Source organism: Mixta tenebrionis (assembly GCF_006517625.1).
Lineage (GTDB): Bacteria > Pseudomonadota > Gammaproteobacteria > Enterobacterales > Enterobacteriaceae > Mixta > Mixta tenebrionis.
Genome location: NZ_VHQI01000002.1, coordinates 256,559 through 277,226 on the forward strand (window position 1 = coordinate 256,559; position 20,668 = coordinate 277,226).

14 protein-coding genes are annotated in these 20,668 nt (G+C 60.6%); 11 read left to right on the forward strand and 3 right to left on the reverse strand.

All coding sequences use genetic code 11. The features are described 5' to 3' along the window. Window positions 1–12 precede the first annotated feature (12 nt). The gene (locus FKM52_RS04070; protein WP_141174916.1) at window positions 13–3,234 is read right to left on the reverse strand and encodes a molybdopterin cofactor-binding domain-containing protein; all 3,222 of its coding nucleotides are present in this window, start codon (window positions 3,232–3,234) and stop codon (window positions 13–15) included. Between the two features lie 420 nt (window positions 3,235–3,654). On the opposite strand from FKM52_RS04070, the gene ygfT reads away from it, so the two are divergent. The 9 genes from ygfT (at window position 3,655) to crtB (ending at window position 13,923) form a co-directional block, all read left to right on the forward strand. Then, window positions 3,655–5,622, forward strand: coding sequence for a formate-dependent uric acid utilization protein YgfT (gene ygfT / locus FKM52_RS04075; protein ID WP_141174917.1), 1,968 nt, complete (start codon window positions 3,655–3,657; stop codon window positions 5,620–5,622). Then, a complete protein-coding gene (locus FKM52_RS04080; protein ID WP_141174918.1) occupies window positions 5,619–6,119 on the forward strand; it encodes a 4Fe-4S dicluster domain-containing protein in 501 nt (166 codons plus the stop codon). Before ygfT ends, FKM52_RS04080 begins: the two co-directional genes overlap by 4 nt. A 160-nt stretch (window positions 6,120–6,279) precedes the next feature. Next, window positions 6,280–6,831: a YtfJ family protein gene (locus FKM52_RS04085; RefSeq protein ID WP_141174919.1), complete on the forward strand. Its 552-nt coding sequence runs from the start codon at window positions 6,280–6,282 to the stop codon at window positions 6,829–6,831. A gap of 236 nt (window positions 6,832–7,067) precedes the next feature. Beyond that, window positions 7,068–8,015 (forward strand): polyprenyl synthetase family protein, encoded by a 948-nt coding sequence (locus tag FKM52_RS04090; protein ID WP_141175204.1) that lies wholly within the window; start codon window positions 7,068–7,070, stop codon window positions 8,013–8,015. Further along, window positions 8,016–9,053 (forward strand): type 2 isopentenyl-diphosphate Delta-isomerase, encoded by a 1,038-nt coding sequence (fni, locus tag FKM52_RS04095; protein WP_141174920.1) that lies wholly within the window; start codon window positions 8,016–8,018, stop codon window positions 9,051–9,053. Next, a complete protein-coding gene (locus tag FKM52_RS04100; protein WP_141174921.1) occupies window positions 9,050–10,318 on the forward strand; it encodes a glycosyltransferase in 1,269 nt (422 codons plus the stop codon). The genes fni and FKM52_RS04100 overlap by 4 nt, the downstream gene beginning before the upstream one ends. Further along, a complete protein-coding gene (crtY, locus tag FKM52_RS04105) occupies window positions 10,318–11,496 on the forward strand; it encodes a lycopene beta-cyclase CrtY (protein ID WP_141175205.1) in 1,179 nt (392 codons plus the stop codon). Before FKM52_RS04100 ends, crtY begins: the two co-directional genes overlap by 1 nt. After that, window positions 11,489–12,970 (forward strand): phytoene desaturase, encoded by a 1,482-nt coding sequence (locus FKM52_RS04110; protein ID WP_141174922.1) that lies wholly within the window; start codon window positions 11,489–11,491, stop codon window positions 12,968–12,970. Before crtY ends, FKM52_RS04110 begins: the two co-directional genes overlap by 8 nt. After that, complete coding sequence (gene crtB / locus FKM52_RS04115; protein ID WP_141174923.1) at window positions 12,967–13,923, forward strand: 15-cis-phytoene synthase CrtB; 957 nt, start codon at window positions 12,967–12,969, stop codon at window positions 13,921–13,923. Before FKM52_RS04110 ends, crtB begins: the two co-directional genes overlap by 4 nt. Here crtB and FKM52_RS04120 read toward each other — a convergent pair. Beyond that, complete coding sequence (locus FKM52_RS04120) at window positions 13,832–14,404, reverse strand: sterol desaturase family protein (RefSeq protein ID WP_141174924.1); 573 nt, start codon at window positions 14,402–14,404, stop codon at window positions 13,832–13,834. The two genes, crtB and FKM52_RS04120, sit on opposite strands and share 92 nt — an antisense overlap. A 135-nt stretch (window positions 14,405–14,539) precedes the next feature. Continuing rightward, window positions 14,540–15,559 carry a LacI family DNA-binding transcriptional regulator gene (locus tag FKM52_RS04125; protein WP_141174925.1) on the reverse strand — a complete coding sequence of 340 codons (1,020 nt, stop codon included), beginning with the start codon at window positions 15,557–15,559 and terminating at the stop codon, window positions 14,540–14,542. A gap of 1,824 nt (window positions 15,560–17,383) precedes the next feature. Between FKM52_RS04125 and ascF the strand changes: the two genes are divergently transcribed. After that, complete coding sequence (gene ascF, locus FKM52_RS04130; protein ID WP_141174926.1) at window positions 17,384–18,835, forward strand: PTS cellobiose/arbutin/salicin transporter subunit IIBC; 1,452 nt, start codon at window positions 17,384–17,386, stop codon at window positions 18,833–18,835. Between the two features lie 12 nt (window positions 18,836–18,847). After that, complete coding sequence (locus tag FKM52_RS04135) at window positions 18,848–20,275, forward strand: 6-phospho-beta-glucosidase (RefSeq protein ID WP_141174927.1); 1,428 nt, start codon at window positions 18,848–18,850, stop codon at window positions 20,273–20,275. Window positions 20,276–20,668: the final 393 nt, after the last annotated feature.

The following is a 20,668-nucleotide window of genomic DNA, read 5'->3' on the forward strand; positions in this document are numbered from 1 at the left end:
ATGGGTCTCCCGTTAGTGGTTTTCGGCCATGGCTTCCTGCAGCATCTGCGTAAGCATCTCTACGCCTACCGGGACTTTGTAAGCCGCGGACCAGCGTTTGCCGATGGCCTCATCCAGCATTTGTTGGAGGATATTCTCAGCCTCTTTAATCAGCGCCTCATCCAGCCGACGCCCGATCAGCGCGTTTTCCAGCGGCGTCAGACGCTGCGGCTTGCTGAACAGCGCGCCATCCACCAGCCGGCAGTAAATCAGCGAGCCGGCCTCGTCGAGCACAAACTGACCGGTAAAGCTCTGGCGGGTTATATTCAGCGCGTTGCGCCGTCCCAGCTGCAGATAGCGCTGCTGCAGGCGGCTGTTGCGGTAAGGCGGCGGCAGAATAATCGCGGTCAGCAGATCGCCCGGATTCAGCGCCGTGCGGTAGCCGCCGGTAATGAATTTGCTCAGCGGCATACGCTGGCTGGGCGCGTTGTGATGCTGAATTTCCACTTCGGCGTCGTAAATCACCAGCGGCGGCACCGAGTCGGCGCAGGGCGCGGCGTTAACGATATTACCGCCGATGGTGGCGCGGTTGCGCAGCTGCAAAGAGCCGATGGTATTACAGGCGGTGACCAGCAGCGGATACATCTCCTGCACCGTGCTCTGCGCCGTAAGATCGCTGAAGCAGACGCCGGCGCCGATGCGCAAGCCGCCTTCCTGCGTCAGTTCGATGACCTTCAGCTCCGGCACGCTGGAGATATCCACCAGCGGCAGCGGGGCGCTGGCCAGACGCGCCTGCACCAGTACGTCGGTGCCGCCTGCGATGGGACGCGTGCTGCCGTCCGCCAGCATGGCGAGCGCTTCATTCAGCGAGGTGGCGCGCTGAACCTGAAGCGTATTCAGGCGCAGCACCTGTTTTTTCTCGCCGGATTCCAGCATGGCTTCACTCTGGCGCTCCGGTTTTTTCAGCGCATAGCCCAGTTTTACCTGTTCCAGCGTCATCGGAATCGCGTAGTTACGGCGGCCGATAGCGAAGCTGAGGGCGTTATTCAGCGCCGCAGCGCCAAGCTCCAGCACCGGCTCGCCCAGTACTTTGGCGCCGAACGGCCCGGCCTTATCGTGGTTTTCTACCGCCACGATATCGAGCGACGGCATATCTTTAATGGTCGGCATCAGGTAGGTATCGAAGTTCTCAGATTTTACTTCGCCCTGCTCAATATTGAACTCTTCCAGCATGCCGTAACCGATCATCCCCTGCGCGATGCCGCCGCAGACCTGGCCTTCAAAGCCCACTTTGTTAATCACTTTGCCGACGTCATGCACCGCCGTAACGTGATTTACCTGAATTTTACCGGTACGGGTATCGACGGTGATATCGGCGATCTGGCAGCCGTAAACCCAGGTGAAATAGGGGCTGCCGGTGCCTTTTTCTTCATCCCAGTGAATATCCGGGGCGACGTGCCAGCCGTAGGCGGAAAGGTTAGCGCCGGTGGCTTTAGTGATGGTAACCGCCTGCTCAAAGGTAATGCGGTTATAGGGATGGCGGCGATTGAACACCTTGCCGTTTTCCCAAATCAGCTCTTCCGGATCGTTGATATCCAGCTGTTCGGTCAGGGCTTCGGTGATGCGCTGTTTCAGCACGTTAGCCGCGCTCAGAATCGCCTGGCCGCCCATCAGCGTACCGCGCGAAGCGACGGTAGAACCGCCGTCGGCGATCATCGCGGTGGCCGGTTCGGTGAAGCTGACCTGATCCAGACCGATGCCAAATGCCTCGGCGGCGATAAGCGACATCGTGGTTTGCAGGCCCTGGCCATTCTCAGAAACCGAGGTAGAAATGTTTACGCTGCCGTCGGCGTTGATCTGGATCAGCGCCGAGGAGGCGTCGAGGCCTTCAGCGCCCAGCGAGCAGCCGCGATGGCTGATGGCGAAACCGATACCGTGTTTCACCGGTCCGCCGGCGGCGTTCAGCTTCGCATAGTGTTCGCGTTTGGCGATAAATTCCGCCTTACCGATCGCTTTAAACAGCACCTCTTCGGCGGAGACGGTATGGTCGGTCATCGGCTGCCCGGCGATGCTGATATCGTTCTGGCGCAGAATATTGCGCACGCGCAGCTCGACCGGCGACAGGCCCAGCGCTTCCGCCACCTCATCCATCAGGCCTTCGTTGGCGAAAATAACCTGCGGCGCGCCGAAGCCGCGATAGGCGGAGGTGTAGTTGTTGTTGGTGTAGACCCCGGTAACGTCGATGCGCACGTTGGGAATATTGTAGGGGCCGGCCGCCTGCACCGAACTACGCCAGGTGACGAAGGCGGTCTGTCCGGCATAGCTGCCGCCGTCGGCCAGGATATCAATTTTAATCGCCTGAATGCGGGCGTCGTCATCCAGACCGATTTTGTACTTCATGGTATAAGGGTGGCGCTTGTAGCTTTCGCGCATCGACTGTTCGCGGTTATAGGTGAATTTCACTGGCCGCGAGGTCAGCCAGGTCATCAGCGCCGCACGGCAGGCGAGGTGATCGATGATGTCATCTTTCCCCCCGAAGGAGCCGCCGAGGATTGAGCGTTTAACGTTTACTTTTGACTGCGGCAGGCCAAGATAGCGCGCGACGAAGCCGCGCACGCGGTGCGCGTTCTGAATAGAACCGTAAACGGTAATAATCTGTTCGTTGGCGTCGTAGCAGGTGGTAATGGATTCCGGCTCGATATAGCCGTGCTCCTGAAAGCCCACCTCATATTCGCGTTCAAAAATATGCGTACAGTTGGCAAATCCGGCTTCGATATCGCCCTTTATGGTGTGATGGTGGACGATAACGTTATCTTTTCTGTCCTGATGAATAAGACGGGCGCCGGGACGCAGCGCTTCTGCCGGGGACGTAATCGGCTTACAGGGCTCGTAGGTGACCTTTATTTTCTCTGCGGCAATACAGGCTGCCTCATAGGTTTCTGCCGCCACGACGGCGATTACATCGCCGCTAAAGGCGATTTCCCGATCGATAATCGGTGGATAATCGGGCAGCACGACGCCGATGCGTTTCTCGCCGGGAATATCTTCCCAGGTAGCGATACGCACGACGCCGGGGACTTTTTCGGCTTCGGAAAGATCGATATCTTTTATGTATCCAGCAGCAATATCGGAGTAACGGCAAACGCCGTAAAGCATATTTTTCAGCTTCAGATCGTCGCCATAAATCGCCAGGCCTTTAACTTTCGCCAGGCCGTCGCTGCGCGGCACTTCACTGCCTACTATGGTGGTTCCCATTGACTTGCTCTCCCTAGAAATGGAGTTCGGAGTGGCTCACACGAAATACCTTTCTCCAAGCAAGCGGTATGCCAGGAAATAAAAAACACCATATTGATGAAATAGAGTGTGAGGAATGACAAAAAGCGCGGTTAAAATGCAGAAATATGCTGAAAAATAAAGCAGAAAAATGATTTTCACTATGACGCACTTTTATCAAAGTGAGAAAATGGGATGAGAAGAAATTGAGGGGTTGGCGGGGCATGGATGGCGGGAAATTTGAAATTCCTCACAAATTAGCACGCTCAGTTGCCAATTATGAAAAATGTGTATGTTTGCTGCATTAATAGCAGAGACACAAGATAACCAGAACATACCTCTTTCAGCGATGGCCTTTTTTGATCGCTGTTCGCAATGACGTGAAGATATAAAGGAAGCTAAATGAATAATTTTATTGTAGCCGATATGCGGGAATGCATTGGTTGCCACGCTTGTGAAGTGGCCTGCGCCGTAGCGCATAACGACGATAGCTGGCCCGCCAGCCACAGCGAATTTATCCCACGCATTCGAGTCATATTTCGCGGCAATGAGAGCATTGCCACTACCTGCCGCCACTGCAACGACGCCCCCTGCGTCGCCAGCTGCCCGGTTGCGGCGCTGAGCTTTGCCGATAATCAGGTCCGTCTGGAACAACATCTCTGTATTGGCTGTAAAAACTGCGTCGTCGCCTGCCCGTTCGGCGCGATCGATATGGTGCCGGTCGCCGACGGCAGTACCATGCTGGCGCAAAAATGCGATCTCTGTGAGCATCATCCATCAGGAGAGAATGCCTGCGTGGCGAACTGCCCCACTCAGGCGCTGCGCCTGATGGATGAAGAAACGCTTATCTCACTGCGTCGCGAGCGCCAGCAGGCGACCGCCACCGGCAACTACAGCGTCAACGTCAGCGGCCAGCGCAGCGCGCGCCTGCTGGACAAGCCGGTGCGCAAAGGCGCCGTCAAGCTGCCGGCGGAACAGCGTAAAACCAACTTTGACGAAATCTACCAGGGGCTGGACGAGCAGCAGGCGCATATGGAAAGCTCGCGCTGCCTCTATTGCGCCAGCAAGGCCTGGTGTAACTGGCGCTGCCCGCTGCACAACGCCATCCCCGACTTTATCGAGCTGGTGGAGCAGGGCAAAATCATCGAGGCGGCGGAGCTGTGCCATCAGACCAGTACCCTGCCGGAGATCTGCGGCCGGGTTTGCCCGCAGGATCGGCTGTGCGAAGGCAACTGTACGCTGAAAGATCGCAGCGGCTCGGTCACTATCGGCAACCTGGAGCGCTATATCACCGATACCGCCTTCCAGATGGGCTGGCGCCCGGAAGTTGGTGCGGTTGAACCGCGTCCGGAGCGGGTGGCGATAATCGGCGCCGGGCCTGCCGGGCTGGGCTGCGCCGATATCCTGGCGCGCGCCGGGGTGAAGGTGGATGTGTTCGATCGCCACCCGGAAATCGGCGGCCTGCTCACCTTCGGCATACCGCCGTTTAAGCTGGACAAACAGCTAATGAGCCAGCGTCGCGAAGTCTTCAGCCATATGGGCATCAATTTCCACCTTAACTGCGAAATCGGCAAAGATAAGTCTTTCAGCGAGCTGATTAATGAATACGATGCGGTATTCCTCGGCGTCGGCACCTACAGCCTGATGAAGGCGGGCCTGGAGCATGAAACCGCGCCGGGCGCGACTCAGGCGCTGCCGTTCCTGATCGCCAGCACCCGCCGCGTGATGGGGCTGGAGGATGTGCCGGAGTATCCGTGGATCGACGTAAAAGGCAAACAGGTGGTGGTGCTCGGCGGCGGCGATACCGCGATGGACTGCGTGCGTACCGCGATTCGCCGTGAAGCGGCCAACGTCACCTGCGCCTATCGTCGCGATGAGGCGAGCATGCCCGGCTCGAAAAAAGAGGTAACCAACGCGCGTGAAGAGGGCGTGGAATTCCTGTTTAACGTCCAGCCGCAGTATATCGCCCTGAACAAAGCGGGCGAGGTCAGCGCTATTGGGCTGATCCGTACCCGCCTCGGCGAGCCGGGCAAAGATGGACGTCGACGCCCGCAGCCGATTGCCGGTTCTGAGTTTGAACTGGCTGCCGATGTATTAATCATGGCCTTCGGCTTCCAGCCGCACGCGATGCCGTGGCTGAGCGGTCACGGCGTTGATTTCGACGACTGGGGCCTGATCAAAACCGGCGGCAGCGGACGGCTGACGACCCAGACCAGCCACGACAAAGTTTTCGCCGGCGGCGATGCGGTACACGGCGCGGATCTGGTGGTCACGGCGATGGCGGCCGGACGTCAGGCGGCGCGCGATATGTTGACCCGGTTTGCAACAGCGCGCAGGCAGGTTAATAAGGCGCAAGCGGAGGCGCTATGAACGAATTTATCCTTGCCGACGCCAATATGTGCATCGGCTGCCGTACCTGTGAAATCGCCTGTTCGCTGGCGCATTCGTCGCAGGCGACGCTGGATCACGGCAACTTTTACCCGCGGCTGGTGGTTAACAAGCTCAGCGAGGTCAGCGTGCCGGTAATGTGCCACCAGTGCGATAACGCACCCTGCGTTTCCGTCTGCCCGACGGCGGCGCTGACGCGCGGCAAGCGCTCCGTCGAGGCGGATGCTTCGCGCTGCATCGGCTGTCTCAGCTGTATGGTGGCCTGTCCGTTCGGCGTGATAAGCATCGAGTCGCCGCCGGCAACGGCGGGTTTTTCCATTATCAAATGCGATCTTTGCGCCAGCCGCGAGGCCGGGCCGGCCTGCGTTGAGGTGTGTCCCACCTTTGCGCTTAAAAAGACCCTGCCGGTCAAGCTGGATGAGCTGAAAACGCAGCGGCGGGAAAGCACCGCGTTTCAGCGTCCGGCAGGCAAGCGTTAATCCCTTCCTCTTCCACGCGTTCGCAGCGGGCCGCCTGTCGCGGCCTCGTTGTTCGCCTTACGAAAAAGCAAAGCTGACGCTACGGCTTATACTGATTCTCACTGCGTGACAGGCGGTCCGCGCTGCGGCGGCCTGCGGTTTGCTGACGATGGAGAGAATCATGACGCTGCGTACGGCGCTGCTGCTGCTGGGCGGACTGCCCTTTTTTGCCCCGGCCCATAACTTTGTTACCGGAGAGCGCGTGGCGCCGGTTGGCGTCGCCGAACGCGGCGAGCTGTTGCTGCATCAGGGCGAGCCGGTCTGGCGCAGCTGGAACAGCGCGCGGCTCAGCGGGACGCCCGGCGTGGTATTGCATATGGCGGGCCGCCTGTCGGCGAAATCTCTCAACGCTCCGCTTATCGACGCTATTCATCAGGCCGCTTTTCCTACCGATAAGCTGCATCTCACCACCATTGTTAATACCGACGACGCCATTCCCGGCAGCGCGCTGTTCGTGCGCCGCAGCCTGGAACAGAGCAAGCGGCAAAGCCCTGCGGCACGCTTTGTGGTTGATGAACGCGGAGTCGTCAGCCGTGCCTGGCGGCTGGCGGCGGGCGGGTCCGCCGTGGTAGTGCTCGATCGGACAGGCAGGGTCTGTTTTGCGAAAGATGGCGCGCTAACGCCAGCGGAAGTGCAGCGGGTGATGCTGCTGCTGCGCCAGCTGGCGCCGTGAGATATGTTAAATCCATGTAAATAATGGTGTCGCGGCGGCGGCGCAAAAGGAAATTTCTGAATATTGCGCTACGCTTTGCAAATAGCACAGGACAGAAAGGCGTGCGGACAAGCCGTTGTTCAGTCAGCAAAAGTTCTGCTCTGCTATCAACGTAATACAGTCATTGCGGCTTTCCCATCGCCGTCAGCATGCGCTGCTGTATCTACAGCCACGACGAGGAACCAGGGGCAGTAATGATCAATGCTAACGCCGATCGCGGCGTCAACCATGAAGATGAGCTGCGGGCGCTGCGCGAAGCGCTGCAAATTCGTCTGGAGCAGCTGCTGCCGCCGGGCGAGCAGCAGGATCTGGTTTACAGCGCCATGCGCGAAGGCACGCTGGCGGCAGGCAAGCGCGTGCGCCCGCTGCTGCTGGTGCTGACGGCGCGCGATCTCGGCTGCCGCGCCGATCGGCCCGGCCTGATCGATCTCGCCTGCGCCGTGGAGATGGTGCACGCCGCCTCGCTGATGCTTGATGATATTCCCTGTATGGATAACGCGCTGCTGCGGCGCGGGCGTCCCACTATTCACCGTCAGTATGGCGAAAACGTCGCTATTCTTGCCGCCGTGGCGCTGCTGAGCCGCGCCTTCGGCGTGGTGGCGGAGGCGCAGTCGCTGCCGCACGCCTGTAAAACCCAGGCGGTGGCGGAGCTTTCTGGCGCGGTAGGGCTGCAGGGACTGGTGCAGGGCCAGTTTCTCGATCTTAACGAGGGCGGCCAGGCGCGCACTCCTGAAGCGATAGTCCTGGCTAATGAACTGAAAACCAGCCGCCTGTTTGACGCCACGCTGCAAATGGCGGCGATCGTCGCCGACGCCTCGCCGCAGGCGCGACAGCGGCTGCGCTGCTTCGCGCAGGATCTGGGACAGGCGTTCCAGCTGCTGGACGATTTGGCCGACGGCCTGAGCGGCACTGGTAAAGATATTAATAAAGATCAGGGTAAATCGACGCTGGTCGCCCTGCTGGGCGCCGAGGAGGTACAGCAGCGGCTGCGCACCCATCTGCGCAGCGCCGACGAACATCTCGCCAGCGCCTGCCATCAGGGCGCCGCCACGCGCCGCTTTATGCATGCCTGGTTTGACAGGCAGCTGGCGCGCTTCGGCCAGGACAACGGGCTATCACGGGATGCTATCTCTACTGGAGCGTGAATGAAGGACCGGGAACTGACCCAGCGTAAGAACGATCACCTGGATATCGTACTGAATAGCGCGCTGAATACGCGGCATACCGGTTTTGAGCAGTGGCGTTTTGAACACTGCGCGCTGCCGGAGCTGGATCTGGACGCTATCGATCTGCGCAGCGCGCTGTTTGGCAAGGCGCTGCGGGCGCCGCTGCTGATCAGCTCGATGACCGGCGGCGCCAGCCGCGCCAGAGAGATTAACCGTCATCTGGCGGAGGCGGCCCAGACGCTGGGACTGGCAATGGGCGTCGGTTCGCAGCGGGTAGCGCTGGAAAGCGACGACAGCTGGGGCTTAACCCGCGAGCTGCGTCAGGTCGCGCCCGATATTCCGCTGCTCGCCAATCTTGGCGCCGCACAGATTGCGGGCCGCAGCGGCATTGACTACGCGCGTCGCGCCGTTGAGATGATCGAGGCGGACGCGCTGATTATTCACCTTAACCCGCTGCAGGAGGCGTTGCAGGGCGGCGGCGATCGCGACTGGCGCGGCGTGCTGACGGCGATTGCCCGGACGGTGGATGCCTTGCCGGTGCCGGTGGTGGTGAAAGAGGTAGGCGCCGGCATTTCCGTACCGGCGGCGCGCCAGCTGGCGGAGGCGGGCGTGACGATGCTGGATGTGGCGGGAGCCGGCGGCACCAGCTGGGCGGCGGTGGAGGGCGCGCGCGCCGCCACGCCGCGCGCGCGCGCCGTGGCGATGGCTTTTGCCGACTGGGGCATTCCCACCGCCGAGGCGCTGCTCTCACTGCATCAGCATTTACCGCAGATGCCGCTGATCGCCTCTGGCGGCGTGCGCGACGGCATCGACGTGGCGAAAGCGCTGCGGCTTGGCGCGATGCTGGCAGGCCAGGCGGCGGGCGTGCTCGGCAGCGCCACCGCCTCCAGCGAGGCGGTAATCGCCCACTTTCAGATCGTGATCGATCAGTTAAGGATCGTCTGTTTCTGTACCGGCAGCGCCAGCCTGGCTGCGCTGCGTCAGGCGCCGCTGCTGCGCGTCAGGGATGAGGTATGAGCCACTTTGCGATTATCGCGCCGCCGTTTTACAGCCATGTGCGGGCGCTGCAGGCGCTGGCGCAGCAGCTGATGGCGCGCGGCCATCGTATCACCTTTATGCAGCAGACAGAGGCGGGCGCGCTGCTTAGCGATGCGCGTATCGCTTTTTATCCGCTGGGCGCGCGCAGCCATCCGCCGGGCAGCCTGGCGCGCACGCTGCGCTTAACCGCGCATCCGGCCGGACCGGGCCTGCTTCGGCTGATTGACGATCTGGCGAACACTACCGATATGCTCTGTCGCGAGCTGCCCGCCGCGCTGCAGCAGGCGGGAGTGGACGGCGTGATCGCCGATCAGATGGAGGCGGCGGGCGGGCTGGTGGCGGAAGCGCTGGGGCTGCCCTTTGTCTCGGTGGCCTGCGCGCTACCGGTAAATCGCGAGCCGGATCTGCCGTTGCCGGTTATGCCGTTTCTCTATGCCCGCGGCGCGCGCGGCCGCCGGCGCTGTCTTGTTAGTACGCGCATTTATGACTGGCTGATGCGGCGCCACGGCAGCGTGCTGGCGCGCCACGCCCGCGCCTTTGGGCTGGGCGAGCGGCGGGCGCTGCATGAGTGTCTGTCGCCGCTGGCGCAAATCAGCCAGACGCTGGCGGCGCTCGATTTCCCCCGTCGCCAGCCGCCGCCGCAGTTTCACGCCGTTGGCCCGCTGCGCGCCATTTTCACGCCCTCTGCGCCGCAAGCTGAAAACCAGAAGAGGCCGCTGGTATTCGCTTCGCTGGGCACCCTGCAGGGGCATCGCTATTCGCTGTTCCGCGCTATTGCGCACGCCAGCCGCCGCCTTGATGCGCAGCTGGTGATTGCCCACTGCGGCGGGCTTAACGCTGCGCAGGCCGCCAGCCTGGCGGCGCCCGGCGCGGTTGAGGTCACCGATTTCGCCGATCAGCCGGCGCTGCTGCGGCAGGCGCAGGCGGTGATTAGCCACGGCGGGCTGAATACGGTAATGGATGCGGTAGAGAGCGCCACGCCGATACTGGCGATTCCGCTGGCTTTCGATCAGCCGGGCGTCGCCGCGCGCGTGGTTTATCGCGGCATTGGACGCCGCGCCTCCCGCTTCGCCGGCAGCGGCACGCTGGCTGCTCATCTGGATGCGCTGCTTACCGATGACGGCTACCGGCAGCGGCTGCTGCTGATGCAGGCGCAGCTGCGCCAGGCGGGCGGCGTCAGGCGCGCGGCGGATATCGTGGAACAGGCGCTGGGCGAACGGCGTCCGGTTCTGGCGGCTTCATGATGAGCGGGCAGCCCTGGGATTTGATACTGGTCGGCGGCGGGCTGGCGAACGGGCTTATCGCCTGGCGACTGCGCCAGCGTCAGCCGCAGCTGCGTCTGCTGCTGCTGGAGGCGGAACAGCAGGCGGGCGGCAATCACACCTGGTCATTTCATCAGGGCGATATTACGCCCGCGCAGCACGCCTGGCTGGCGCCGCTGGTGGCGCACCGCTGGACGGGCTACGAGGTTCGCTTTCCGGCGCTGACGCGCAAGCTCGACGGCGATTACCTGAGCATCACCTCCGCGCATTTTGCCCGGCAGCTGGGCGAGGCGCTGGGCGACAGCCTGCGCTGCGGCGCGGCGGTCAGCGCCGTGACGCCGACAGAGGTGACGCTGGCGGACGGACAGCAGCTGCGCGCCGCGGCGGTAATTGACGGGCGCGGCTACCGCCCAGGCGCGCATCTGCAGGTGGGACTACAGGCGTTTCTCGGCCAGCAGTGGCGGCTGAGCGAGCCGCACGGCCTGACGCGTCCGCTGCTGATGGACGCCACGGTAGATCAGTCGGCGGGCTATCGTTTTGTTTATACGCTGCCGCTGTCGCCCGTTGAGCTGCTGATTGAGGATACGCACTATATCGATCGCGCCACGCTGGATATCACGCGCGCGCGCCGGCAGATCGTTGACTATGCGGCGGCGCAGGGCTGGCAGCTGGCGCAGCTGCAGCGGGAAGAGCAGGGCAATTTGCCGATTACGCTGACCGGCGACTGCCGGGCCTTCTGGCGTCAGGCGGCGGGCCAGCCGTGCAGCGGGCTGCGCGCCGGGCTGTTTCACTCCACCACCGGCTATTCGCTGCCGCAGGCGGTCGCGCTGGCGGATCTGCTTGCCGATCGGCGCGATTTCTCCGCAGAGCCGCTGTTCGCCGCGATTCGCGACTACGCTATACGGCAGTGGCGGCGCCAGCGTTTTTTTCGCCTGCTTAACCGCATGTTGTTTCTGGCCGGGCGCGCCGATGAGCGCTGGCGGGTGATGCAGCGTTTTTATCGATTAAATGACGGGTTAATCGCCCGTTTTTACGCCGGTCAGCTAACGCTGGCCGACAAGGCGCGGATTCTGACGGGCAAGCCGCCGGTGCCGGTTGGCGCAGCCTTCAGAGCCGTAATGAAACAGACTTCGCGGCTGCGAGCGTTCAGTGATGAATAAAACCGTAGTAATCGGCGCCGGTTTCGGCGGCCTGGCTTTAGCGATCCGCCTGCAGGCGGCGGGCATTCCTACTTTGCTGCTGGAGCAGCGTGATAAGCCGGGCGGGCGCGCCTATGTTTATCAGGATCGGGGCTTTACCTTTGACGCCGGCCCGACGGTGATCACCGATCCCAGCGCCATCGAAGAGCTGTTTACGCTGGCGGGCAAGCGTATGTCCGACTATGTCGATCTGCTGCCGGTCGCCCCTTTTTATCGCCTCTGCTGGGAAACGGGTCAGGTATTTGACTATGACAACCACCAGGCGCGGCTGGAGGAGCAGATTCGCCGCTTTAATCCACGCGATGTCGAAGGCTACCGGCGCTTTCTCGCCTATTCGCAGGCGGTGTTTAAAGAGGGCTATCTGAAGCTGGGCACGGTGCCCTTTCTCTCCTTTCGCGATATGCTGCGCGCCGGGCCGCAGCTGGCGCGGCTGCAGGCGTGGCGCAGCGTTTACAGTATGGTGGCGAAATTTATCGAGGATGAGCGCCTGCGCGAAGCGTTCTCGTTTCATTCGCTGCTGGTGGGCGGCAATCCCTTCGCCACTTCTTCCATCTATACGTTGATTCATGCGCTGGAGCGCGAGTGGGGCGTCTGGTTCGCTCGCGGCGGTACCGGCGCGCTGGTGCAGGGGCTGGTGCGGCTGTTTCAGGATCTCGGCGGCACGCTGGAGCTGAATGCGCAGGTTGATCGGCTGGAGACGGAAGGCGCGCAAATCCGCGCCGTGCGGCTGGCGGACGGGCGGCTGATCGAAACGGCGGCGGTCGCTTCCAACGCCGACGTGGTGCATACCTACGAGAAGCTGCTGGGACATCATCCTGCCGGCGCGGCGCGCGCTAAATCGCTGAAGCGTAAGCGGATGAGCAATTCGCTGTTCGTCATCTACTTTGGCCTGAATCATCATCACAGCCAGCTGGCGCATCACACCGTCTGCTTTGGCCCGCGCTATAAGGCGTTGATTGAGGATATCTTTAACCGCGATACGCTGTCGGAGGATTTTTCCCTCTACCTGCATGCGCCCTGCGTAACCGATCCGTCGCTGGCGCCGCCCGGCTGCGGCAGCTATTACGTGCTGGCGCCGGTGCCGCATCTCGGCACCGCCGACCTCGACTGGACGGTGGAAGGGCCGCGCCTGCGCGACCGTATTTTCGCCTATCTGGAACAGCACTATATGCCCGGCCTGCGCAGCCAGCTGGTGACGCAGCGGATGTTTACGCCGTTTGATTTTCGCGATCGGCTCAGCGCTCATCACGGCTCGGCGTTTTCCATCGAGCCGATTCTGCGCCAGAGCGCCTGGTTACGTCCGCATAATCGCGACAGCCAGATTCCTAACCTTTACCTGGTCGGCGCGGGCACTCATCCGGGCGCCGGCATTCCTGGCGTAATTGGTTCGGCCAAGGCGACAGCGGGGCTGATGCTGGAGACCTTAAGCCGATGAACCGTAACCTGATGGATCACGCGACCGAGACGATGGCGGCAGGCTCAAAGAGTTTCGCTGCCGCCGCAAAGCTGTTTGACGCCCGCACCCGGCGCAGCGCGCTGATGCTTTATGCCTGGTGCCGCTACTGTGACGATGTTATCGATGGACAGGCGCTGGGGTTTCGCGCGGCGGCGGCGCTGAGCGGCAGCGCAGCGCAGCGGCTGACGATGTTGAAAACCGAGACGCAGCGCGCTTTCGCCGGAGCGGAGATGCAGGAGCCCGCTTTCGCCGCCTTTCAGGAGGTGGCGACCCGTCATGCTATTCCACCGCAGCAGGCGTTCGATCACCTGGAAGGTTTTGCGATGGACGTGCGCGCAACGCATTATGAGACGTTTGCCGATACGCTGCGCTACTGTTATCACGTGGCGGGCGTGGTGGGGTTGATGATGGCGCGCGTAATGGGCGTGCGCAATGAGGCGGTGTTGGATCGCGCCTGCGATCTGGGGCTGGCGTTTCAGCTGACCAATATCGCCCGCGATATTGTCGAGGATGCTGAAGCAGGACGCTGCTATTTACCGGCGCAGTGGCTGGCGGAAGAGGGGATGACGGCGCAGCAGCTGACCGATCCCGCCTGTCGTGAGAAGCTGGCGCGGCTGGCGGCGCGGCTGGTGGCCGCCGCTGAGCCTTATTATGCTTCGGCGCAGCTTGGGCTGGCCGGATTACCGTTGCGCAGCGCCTGGGCTATCGCCACGGCGCATGGCGTATATCGGGAGATAGGGATCAAAGTTAGCGCCGCCGGACCACAAGCCTGGGATAAGCGCCAGGGCACCAGCCGCGCGCAGAAGTTTATTCTGTTAATCAAGGGTGCGGGGCTGGCGCTTAATTCTCGCCTCGCCTCGATGCCGCCGCGCGCGCCCGATCTCTGGCAGCGTCCGCATCGGACGCCAGGTCATGAGGGGTTTCCGTCTTAGTGTTTCGCGCTCTGCGCTGGTTATATGCGCGCAGCGTCGCCTGTAATTTTTCCAGCGGCGGCGCATAGAGAAAACCGAAGGAGACGCAGTCCGCTTTGCCGCGTACCGCATGATGCAGGCGATGCGCCATATAGAGCCTGCGCAGATAGCCGCGCCGGGGAATATAGCGAAACGGCCAGCGCTGATGCACCAGGCCGTCATGCACCATAAAGTAGAGCGCGCCATAGAGCGTCATGCCTGCGCCGATCCACTGTAGCGGCCAGACGCCGGCGGTGCCGATGGCGATCAGCGCGATCGCCATCATGGCAAAGAGCAGGGCGTAGAGGTCGTTAACTTCGAACCAGCCGGTGCGCGGTTCATGGTGTGAAAGGTGCCAGCCCCAGCCCCATCCGTGCATGATGTGTTTATGCGCCAGCGTTGCTACCACTTCCATTATCGCCACGGTCGCCAGCACAATCAGGGTATTCCACAGCACAAGCATCGTTACTCCTTGTTTTTCCGGATGGGTTACGCATCCAGCGTCCGGCAGCGCGTCACGCCACTTAATGGTCAGATGCTGAGTATAGCAACAGAGTCGCCAGGCTGCCGCAGCGGGGCCGGAGGCGAAGGCGTGTGATTAGCGTGTTGTACCGGGGGCGTCGGCTACCGATTCGCGCAGCACCAGCCCGGAAACCAACGTTTTTTGCGGCAGCATGTCGCCTCCGTCCAGCATCGAGATGATGCGGTTAATCACTTCGTGGATCATTTCCGTGACCGGATCTTTGACGCTGGAGAGCGCAGGGAGCAGAAAGGGGGCGATGGGATGATCGTCAAAGCCCAGCAGCGAGACCTGCTGCGGCACGTGGATTCCGGCGCGGGCGAGCTGTTTAAGCGCGCCGATCGCCATGTCGTCGTTGCTGGCGATGACCGCGCTAAAGGTAACGCGCCGTTCCAGCAGCGAGGCGATCGCCCTGACGCCGCAGGCGGGCGTCCATTTGCCTTCAATAATACGCTGCGGTTCAACAGGAATGTCGGCCCGGCTGATCGCTTGTTTGTAACCGTTAAGGCGTTCCTGAGCGGTAGGGGAATCTAGCGCTCCGGTGATAAAGGCGATGTGGCGGTGTCCGCGTTCAATAAGCGCCAGGGTTGCGTTGCAGGCTGACTGCTGGTGATCGCAGAAGACAGCGTGGCTGGGGTGTTTACGTAGCCGGCGATTGACGACCACGATGGGCTGGCGCGTCTGTTCGATGATTTCATCCATTTCACTGATGCTGAGGAAGCGCGGATAGAGGATGATGGCGTCGCAGCGCAGATCGAGAAGGAATTCGATCGCTTCACGTTCCTGTTGGGCGCTGTGTTTCCCATCCACGAGGATGAGCTGGCGTCCGCTTTCTTCTACTTTTTTCGCCGCCTGGGAGAGGATTTCACTGAAGTAGCTGCCGCTGTAGAGGGTGTTGGTGACAACCATGCCGATGCACTGGGATTTGTTGGTAGCGAGGTTGCGCGCCAGCAGGTTGGGGCGATAGCCTGCCGCTTCGATAGCCGCGAAGACCTGTTGGCGAGTCGCTTCACTGACGTAGCCTTTGCCTGATAGTACGCGCGAGACGGTGGCTTTCGATACGCCCGCTTTTTTCGCAACGTCCTGCATGGTTGACATGATGTTTCCCCGGCTGTGTTCCCTTACCGTTCATTCTAAACAGTTTTTGCTTCAGGGTTGCGGTTTATGTTGTTGGCTGGAGTCGCGCCTTTAGCTGGCTCGTCAGCAAAGGCGCCGGTTTCTGGTCAGGTATCGGCAGCGCGCTCTTCGGGGAACGAGAGGGTCGTAACCTGCAGGCGGACCTCCCGCGCCAGTTATCTGGTAATCGGTACTGCTTCCGACAACGATCAAAGTTAGCCAGCGGCGGGTATGGCGCTGAAGCAGGTTCGGTAGCAGCTGGCGGTGGGCGGGCCGTTCCGTAAAGACGTCGTCAATCCATCCCTGGAGACTCCGCCGCGTCATCCCTGACGCGGAGGCTTTACTCCACGGCCCGCCCGCCGCCTCATGGATTCCGGTGCTTATCTGGCGCCGCTGGTTTGGCACTGTGCGGCCAGCGGAGGACATGGCGCTGAAGCAGGTTCAGTAGCAGCTGGCGGTGGGCGGGCCGTTCCGTAAAGACGTCGTCAATCCATCCCTGGAGACTCCGCCGCGTCATCCCTGACGCGGAGGCTTTACTCCACGGCCCGCCCGCCGCCTCATGGATTCCGGTGCTTATCTGGCGCCGCTGGTTCGGCACTGTGCGACCAGCGGCGGGTATGGCGCTGAAGCAGGTTCAGTAGCAGCTGGCGGTGGGCGGGCCGTTCCGTAAAGACGTCGTCAATCCATCCCTGGAGACTCCGCCGCGTCATCCCTGACGCGGAGGCTTTACTCCACGGCCCGCCCGCCGCCTCATGGATTCCGGTGCTTATCTGGCGCCGCTGGTTCGGCACTGTGCGACCAGCGGCGGGTATGGCGCTGAAGCAGGTTCAGTAGCAGCTGGCGGTGGGCGGGCCGTTCCGTAAAGACGTCGTCAATCCATCCCTGGAGACTCCGCCGCGTCATCCCTGACGCGGAGGCTTTACTCCACGGCCCGCCCGCCGCCTCATGGATTCCGGTGCTTATCTGGCGCCGCTGGTTCGGCACTGTGCGACCAGCGGCGGGTATGGCGCTGAAGCAGGTTCAGTAGCAGCTGGCGGTGGGCGGGCCGTTCCGTAAAGACGTCGTCAATCCATCCCTGGAGACTCCGCCGCGTCATCCCTGACGCGGAGGCTTTACTCCACGGCCCGCCCGCCGCCTCATGGATTCCGGTGCTTATCTGCCGCCGCTGGTTCGGCACTGTGCGACCAGCGGCGGGTATGGCGCTGAAGCAGATTCAGCGACTGACGGCGGTAGCGGTTTGGCTTTACAGCTTCAATATGAGAAGTAAGCGGCAGCAACTCTGCCGGCCAGAAAGTCACATCATTACCGGCCAGGCGTTGCGCTGGTTTCTGGTCAGGTATCGGCAGCGCGATCTTCGGGGAACAAGGGGGACGGACCTGCAGGCGGACCTCCCGCGCCAGGGAAGGCGCGGGCGGAGGCTCCAGGATGGATTCATGCCGTTCCGCCGTAAGGTCCGTCCCCCTTGTGACCGGCACGTCTTAGGCGGCCACCGGCGCCTTGACCAGCGTTACCTGGCGAGCGGCACGTCCTGGCCGGCCGCCGCCTCCCTGTTCAACATTCAATCAGCCACAGACAACAAGCTTATTTGATCCTGCCCGCGATCGTTATCACAAATTTTTATCAGCAAAAAAATAACACTTGATCTATTTATCTGTAATCATCAGGCTCATGTGAAACCGGTTACCTATATTGTTGCGGACGAGAAATAGCAGCACGAAAACCAGCGCTCTCTCGCCACAACTAAAAACCATAACAACGCCGTCCACCCTGCGGCTACGGTGCGTCATAACGAGAGGTCTCACAGACATGGCAAAAAATCATGCGGCAATCTCGCGAGCAATCCTTGCAGCCATAGGCGGCGGCGACAACGTGGCAGCAGTCACCCACTGCATGACGCGCCTGCGCTTTGTACTCAACGACAGCCGCGCCGTAAACAGCGCCGAACTCAAAGCGATTCCCGGCGTAATGGGCGTGGTGCAAAGTGAAGGGCAGTGCCAGGTCATCATTGGCAACACCGTCTCGCAGGCCTATGCCGAACTCATTAAACTGCTGCCCGTCAGCGCGCAAACCCGCCCCGAAGCGCCAAAAGGCAAACTCACGCTAAAACGCATCGGCGCAGGTATCCTTGATGCGCTGATCGGCACCATGTCGCCGCTGATCCCGGCGATTATCGGCGGATCGATGGTAAAACTGCTGGCAATGATCCTCAGCATGACCGGCCTGTTCGCTAAAGAATCCTCTACGCTGGCGATCCTCAACTTCATCGGCGACGGCGCGTTCTTCTTCCTGCCGATCATGGTGGCTGCCTCCGCCGCGATAAAATTCAAAACCAACATGTCGCTGGCGATTGCCATCGCTGGCGTGCTGGTTCACCCTGGCTTTATCGAACTGATGGCGAAAGCGGCGCAGGGACAGCCGGTTGAATTCTTCGGGCTGCCCGTCACGGCGGTAAAATATACCTACACCGTCATTCCGGCGCTCTGCATGACCTGGATCCTCTCGTGGATCGAAAACTGGGTGGATAAAATCACCCCGGCAGTCACCAAAAACTTCCTCAAGCCGATGCTGATCGTTCTGATCTCCGCACCGATCGCGATCATGCTGATCGGCCCGATCGGTATCTGGATCGGCAGCGGTATCTCGGCGGTGGTCTACACCATTCACCACTATCTCGGCTGGCTCTCGGTCGCTATCATGGGCGCGCTCTGGCCGCTGCTGGTAATGACCGGCATGCACCGCGTCTTCACTCCTGCCATCATCCAGACCATCGCCGAAACCGGCAAAGAGGGCATGGTCATGCCATCGGAAATCGGCGCCAACCTCTCGCTGGGCGGATCGTCGCTGGCGGTTGCCTGGCGCACCAAAAACCCGGAACTGCGCCAGACCGCGCTGGCTGCCGCCGCCTCCGCTATTGTGGCCGGTATCTCCGAGCCGGCGCTGTATGGCGTGGCGGTGCGGCTCAGGCGCCCGCTTATCGCCAGCCTGATTAGCGGCTTCATCTGCGGCGCGGTAGCCGGACTGGCCGGGCTGGCGAGCCATTCGATGGCGGCGCCGGGGCTGTTCACCAGCGTCCAGTTCTTCGATCCCGCCAACCCAATGAGCATTGTCTGGGTCTTTGCGGTAATGGCGCTGGCAATCGTTATCTCCTTTATCACCACCTTAATTTTGGGTTTTGAGGACATCCCGGTAGAGACGCCGCAAAAGGCGGCTACGCCTGCCGACTGGCCCGCTGCTTCTCCGGCCGTTAAAACGCACTAACAAAGGATACCTATGACAACCAAATTTCCCGCTGGATTCTTATGGGGCGGCGCGCTGGCGGCGAATCAGGCCGAAGGCGCCTGGCGCGAGGGCGGAAAAGGCCCGGCGACAGTAGATATGATCCCGCATGGCAAAGATCGGCTGGCGGTCAAGCTGGGGCAGCAAAAGCGCTTTAGCTGGCGCGAGGATGAGTTCTATCCCTCGCATGAGGCGATCGACTTTTATCATCGTTACAAAGAAGATATCGCGCTGATGGCGGAAATGGGCTTCACGGTGTTTCGTACCTCGATCGCCTGGAGCCGCATCTACCCGCAGGGCGACGAGCTGACGCCAAACGAAGCGGGCATTGCGTTTTATCGCGACCTGTTCTCAGAGTGCAAAAAACATCATATTGAACCGCTGGTTACCCTCTGCCATTTTGATATGCCGATGCACCTGGTCAAAGAATATGGTTCCTGGCGCAGCCGTAAAACCATCGACTTCTTTACCCGCTACGCGCGCACCTGCTTTGAAGCCTTTGACGGCCTGGTGAAATACTGGCTCACCTTCAATGAGATCAACATCCTGTTGCACAGCCCGTTTTCCGGTGCAGGGCTGGTATTTGAGCAGCATGAAAACCCGCAGCAGATTAAATATCAGGCGGCGCATCATGAGCTGATCGCCAGCGCGCTGGCAACCAAAATCGCCCATGAGATCAACCCGCAAAATCAGGTGGGCTGTATGCTGGCGGGCGGTAACTTCTATCCTTACTCCTGCAAGCCGGAAGATGTCTGGGCGGCGCTGGAAAAAGATCGGGAAAACCTCTTTTTTATCGACGTGCAGGCGCGCGGTGCTTATCCCGCCTGGACCCGCCGTATGTTCCGCGAGCAGGGCATCACTATCGAAACGCTGCCCGGCGACGACGACATTCTGAAAGAAACCGTCGATTTTGTCTCCTTCAGCTACTACGCCTCGCGCTGCGCCTCGGCGGAAATGAACAACGACAACACCAGCGCCGCCAACGTGGTCAAATCGCTGAAAAACCCCTGGATTAAAGCCAGCGAATGGGGCTGGGGCATCGATCCCTTAGGGCTGCGTATCACTATGAATATGATGTATGACCGCTACCAGAAACCGTTATTTCTGGTGGAAAACGGACTGGGCGCAAAAGATGAGCCGGACGCCAGCGGCAATATTGACGATGATTATCGCATCAGCTATTTGCGCGAACATATTCGTGCGCTGGCGGAAGCCATTGATGATGGTGTGCCCGTTATCGGTTATACCAGCTGGGGCTGTATCGACCTGGTTTCTGCTTCGACGGGAGAAATGAGTAAACGCTACGGCTTTATTTATGTCGATCGCGACGATCGGGGAAAAGGCACGCTGGCGCGCAGCCGTAAAAAATCGTTCTGGTGGTATAAAAAAGTCATCGCCAGTAACGGCGCCGATCTGAATTAATTGACAAGGGCCAGGGCTGGCCCGTTTTTCGATGCGAATCGCTCCTTTATATCTGGCCCCTGCTGGCCTGCCGCGCCGTTTAACGGCTGTTGTCTGTTTATTCCTTCCTCGCGCAAAGAAACTATATTTATTTAATAAATAACCTGACTAAATCATTGTCTGTTGACCGCACATTTTTGTTTTTTTGAGAATCTTCCTGGTTAGCTGATATTAAATATCACTTGCGTCTTTATTTTTGATTCAGGCTGTTTTTAAAGAATATAAATATATGAAAACAATATGATGAAAGTCACTCTTTTACATCCATACATTTCTCAATGTTACTGGCGGAAATAAAAGTTTTCTGCTTTATCTGATATTCACGTCGATGCGTTTCGGGCGGCGTTTCATTTT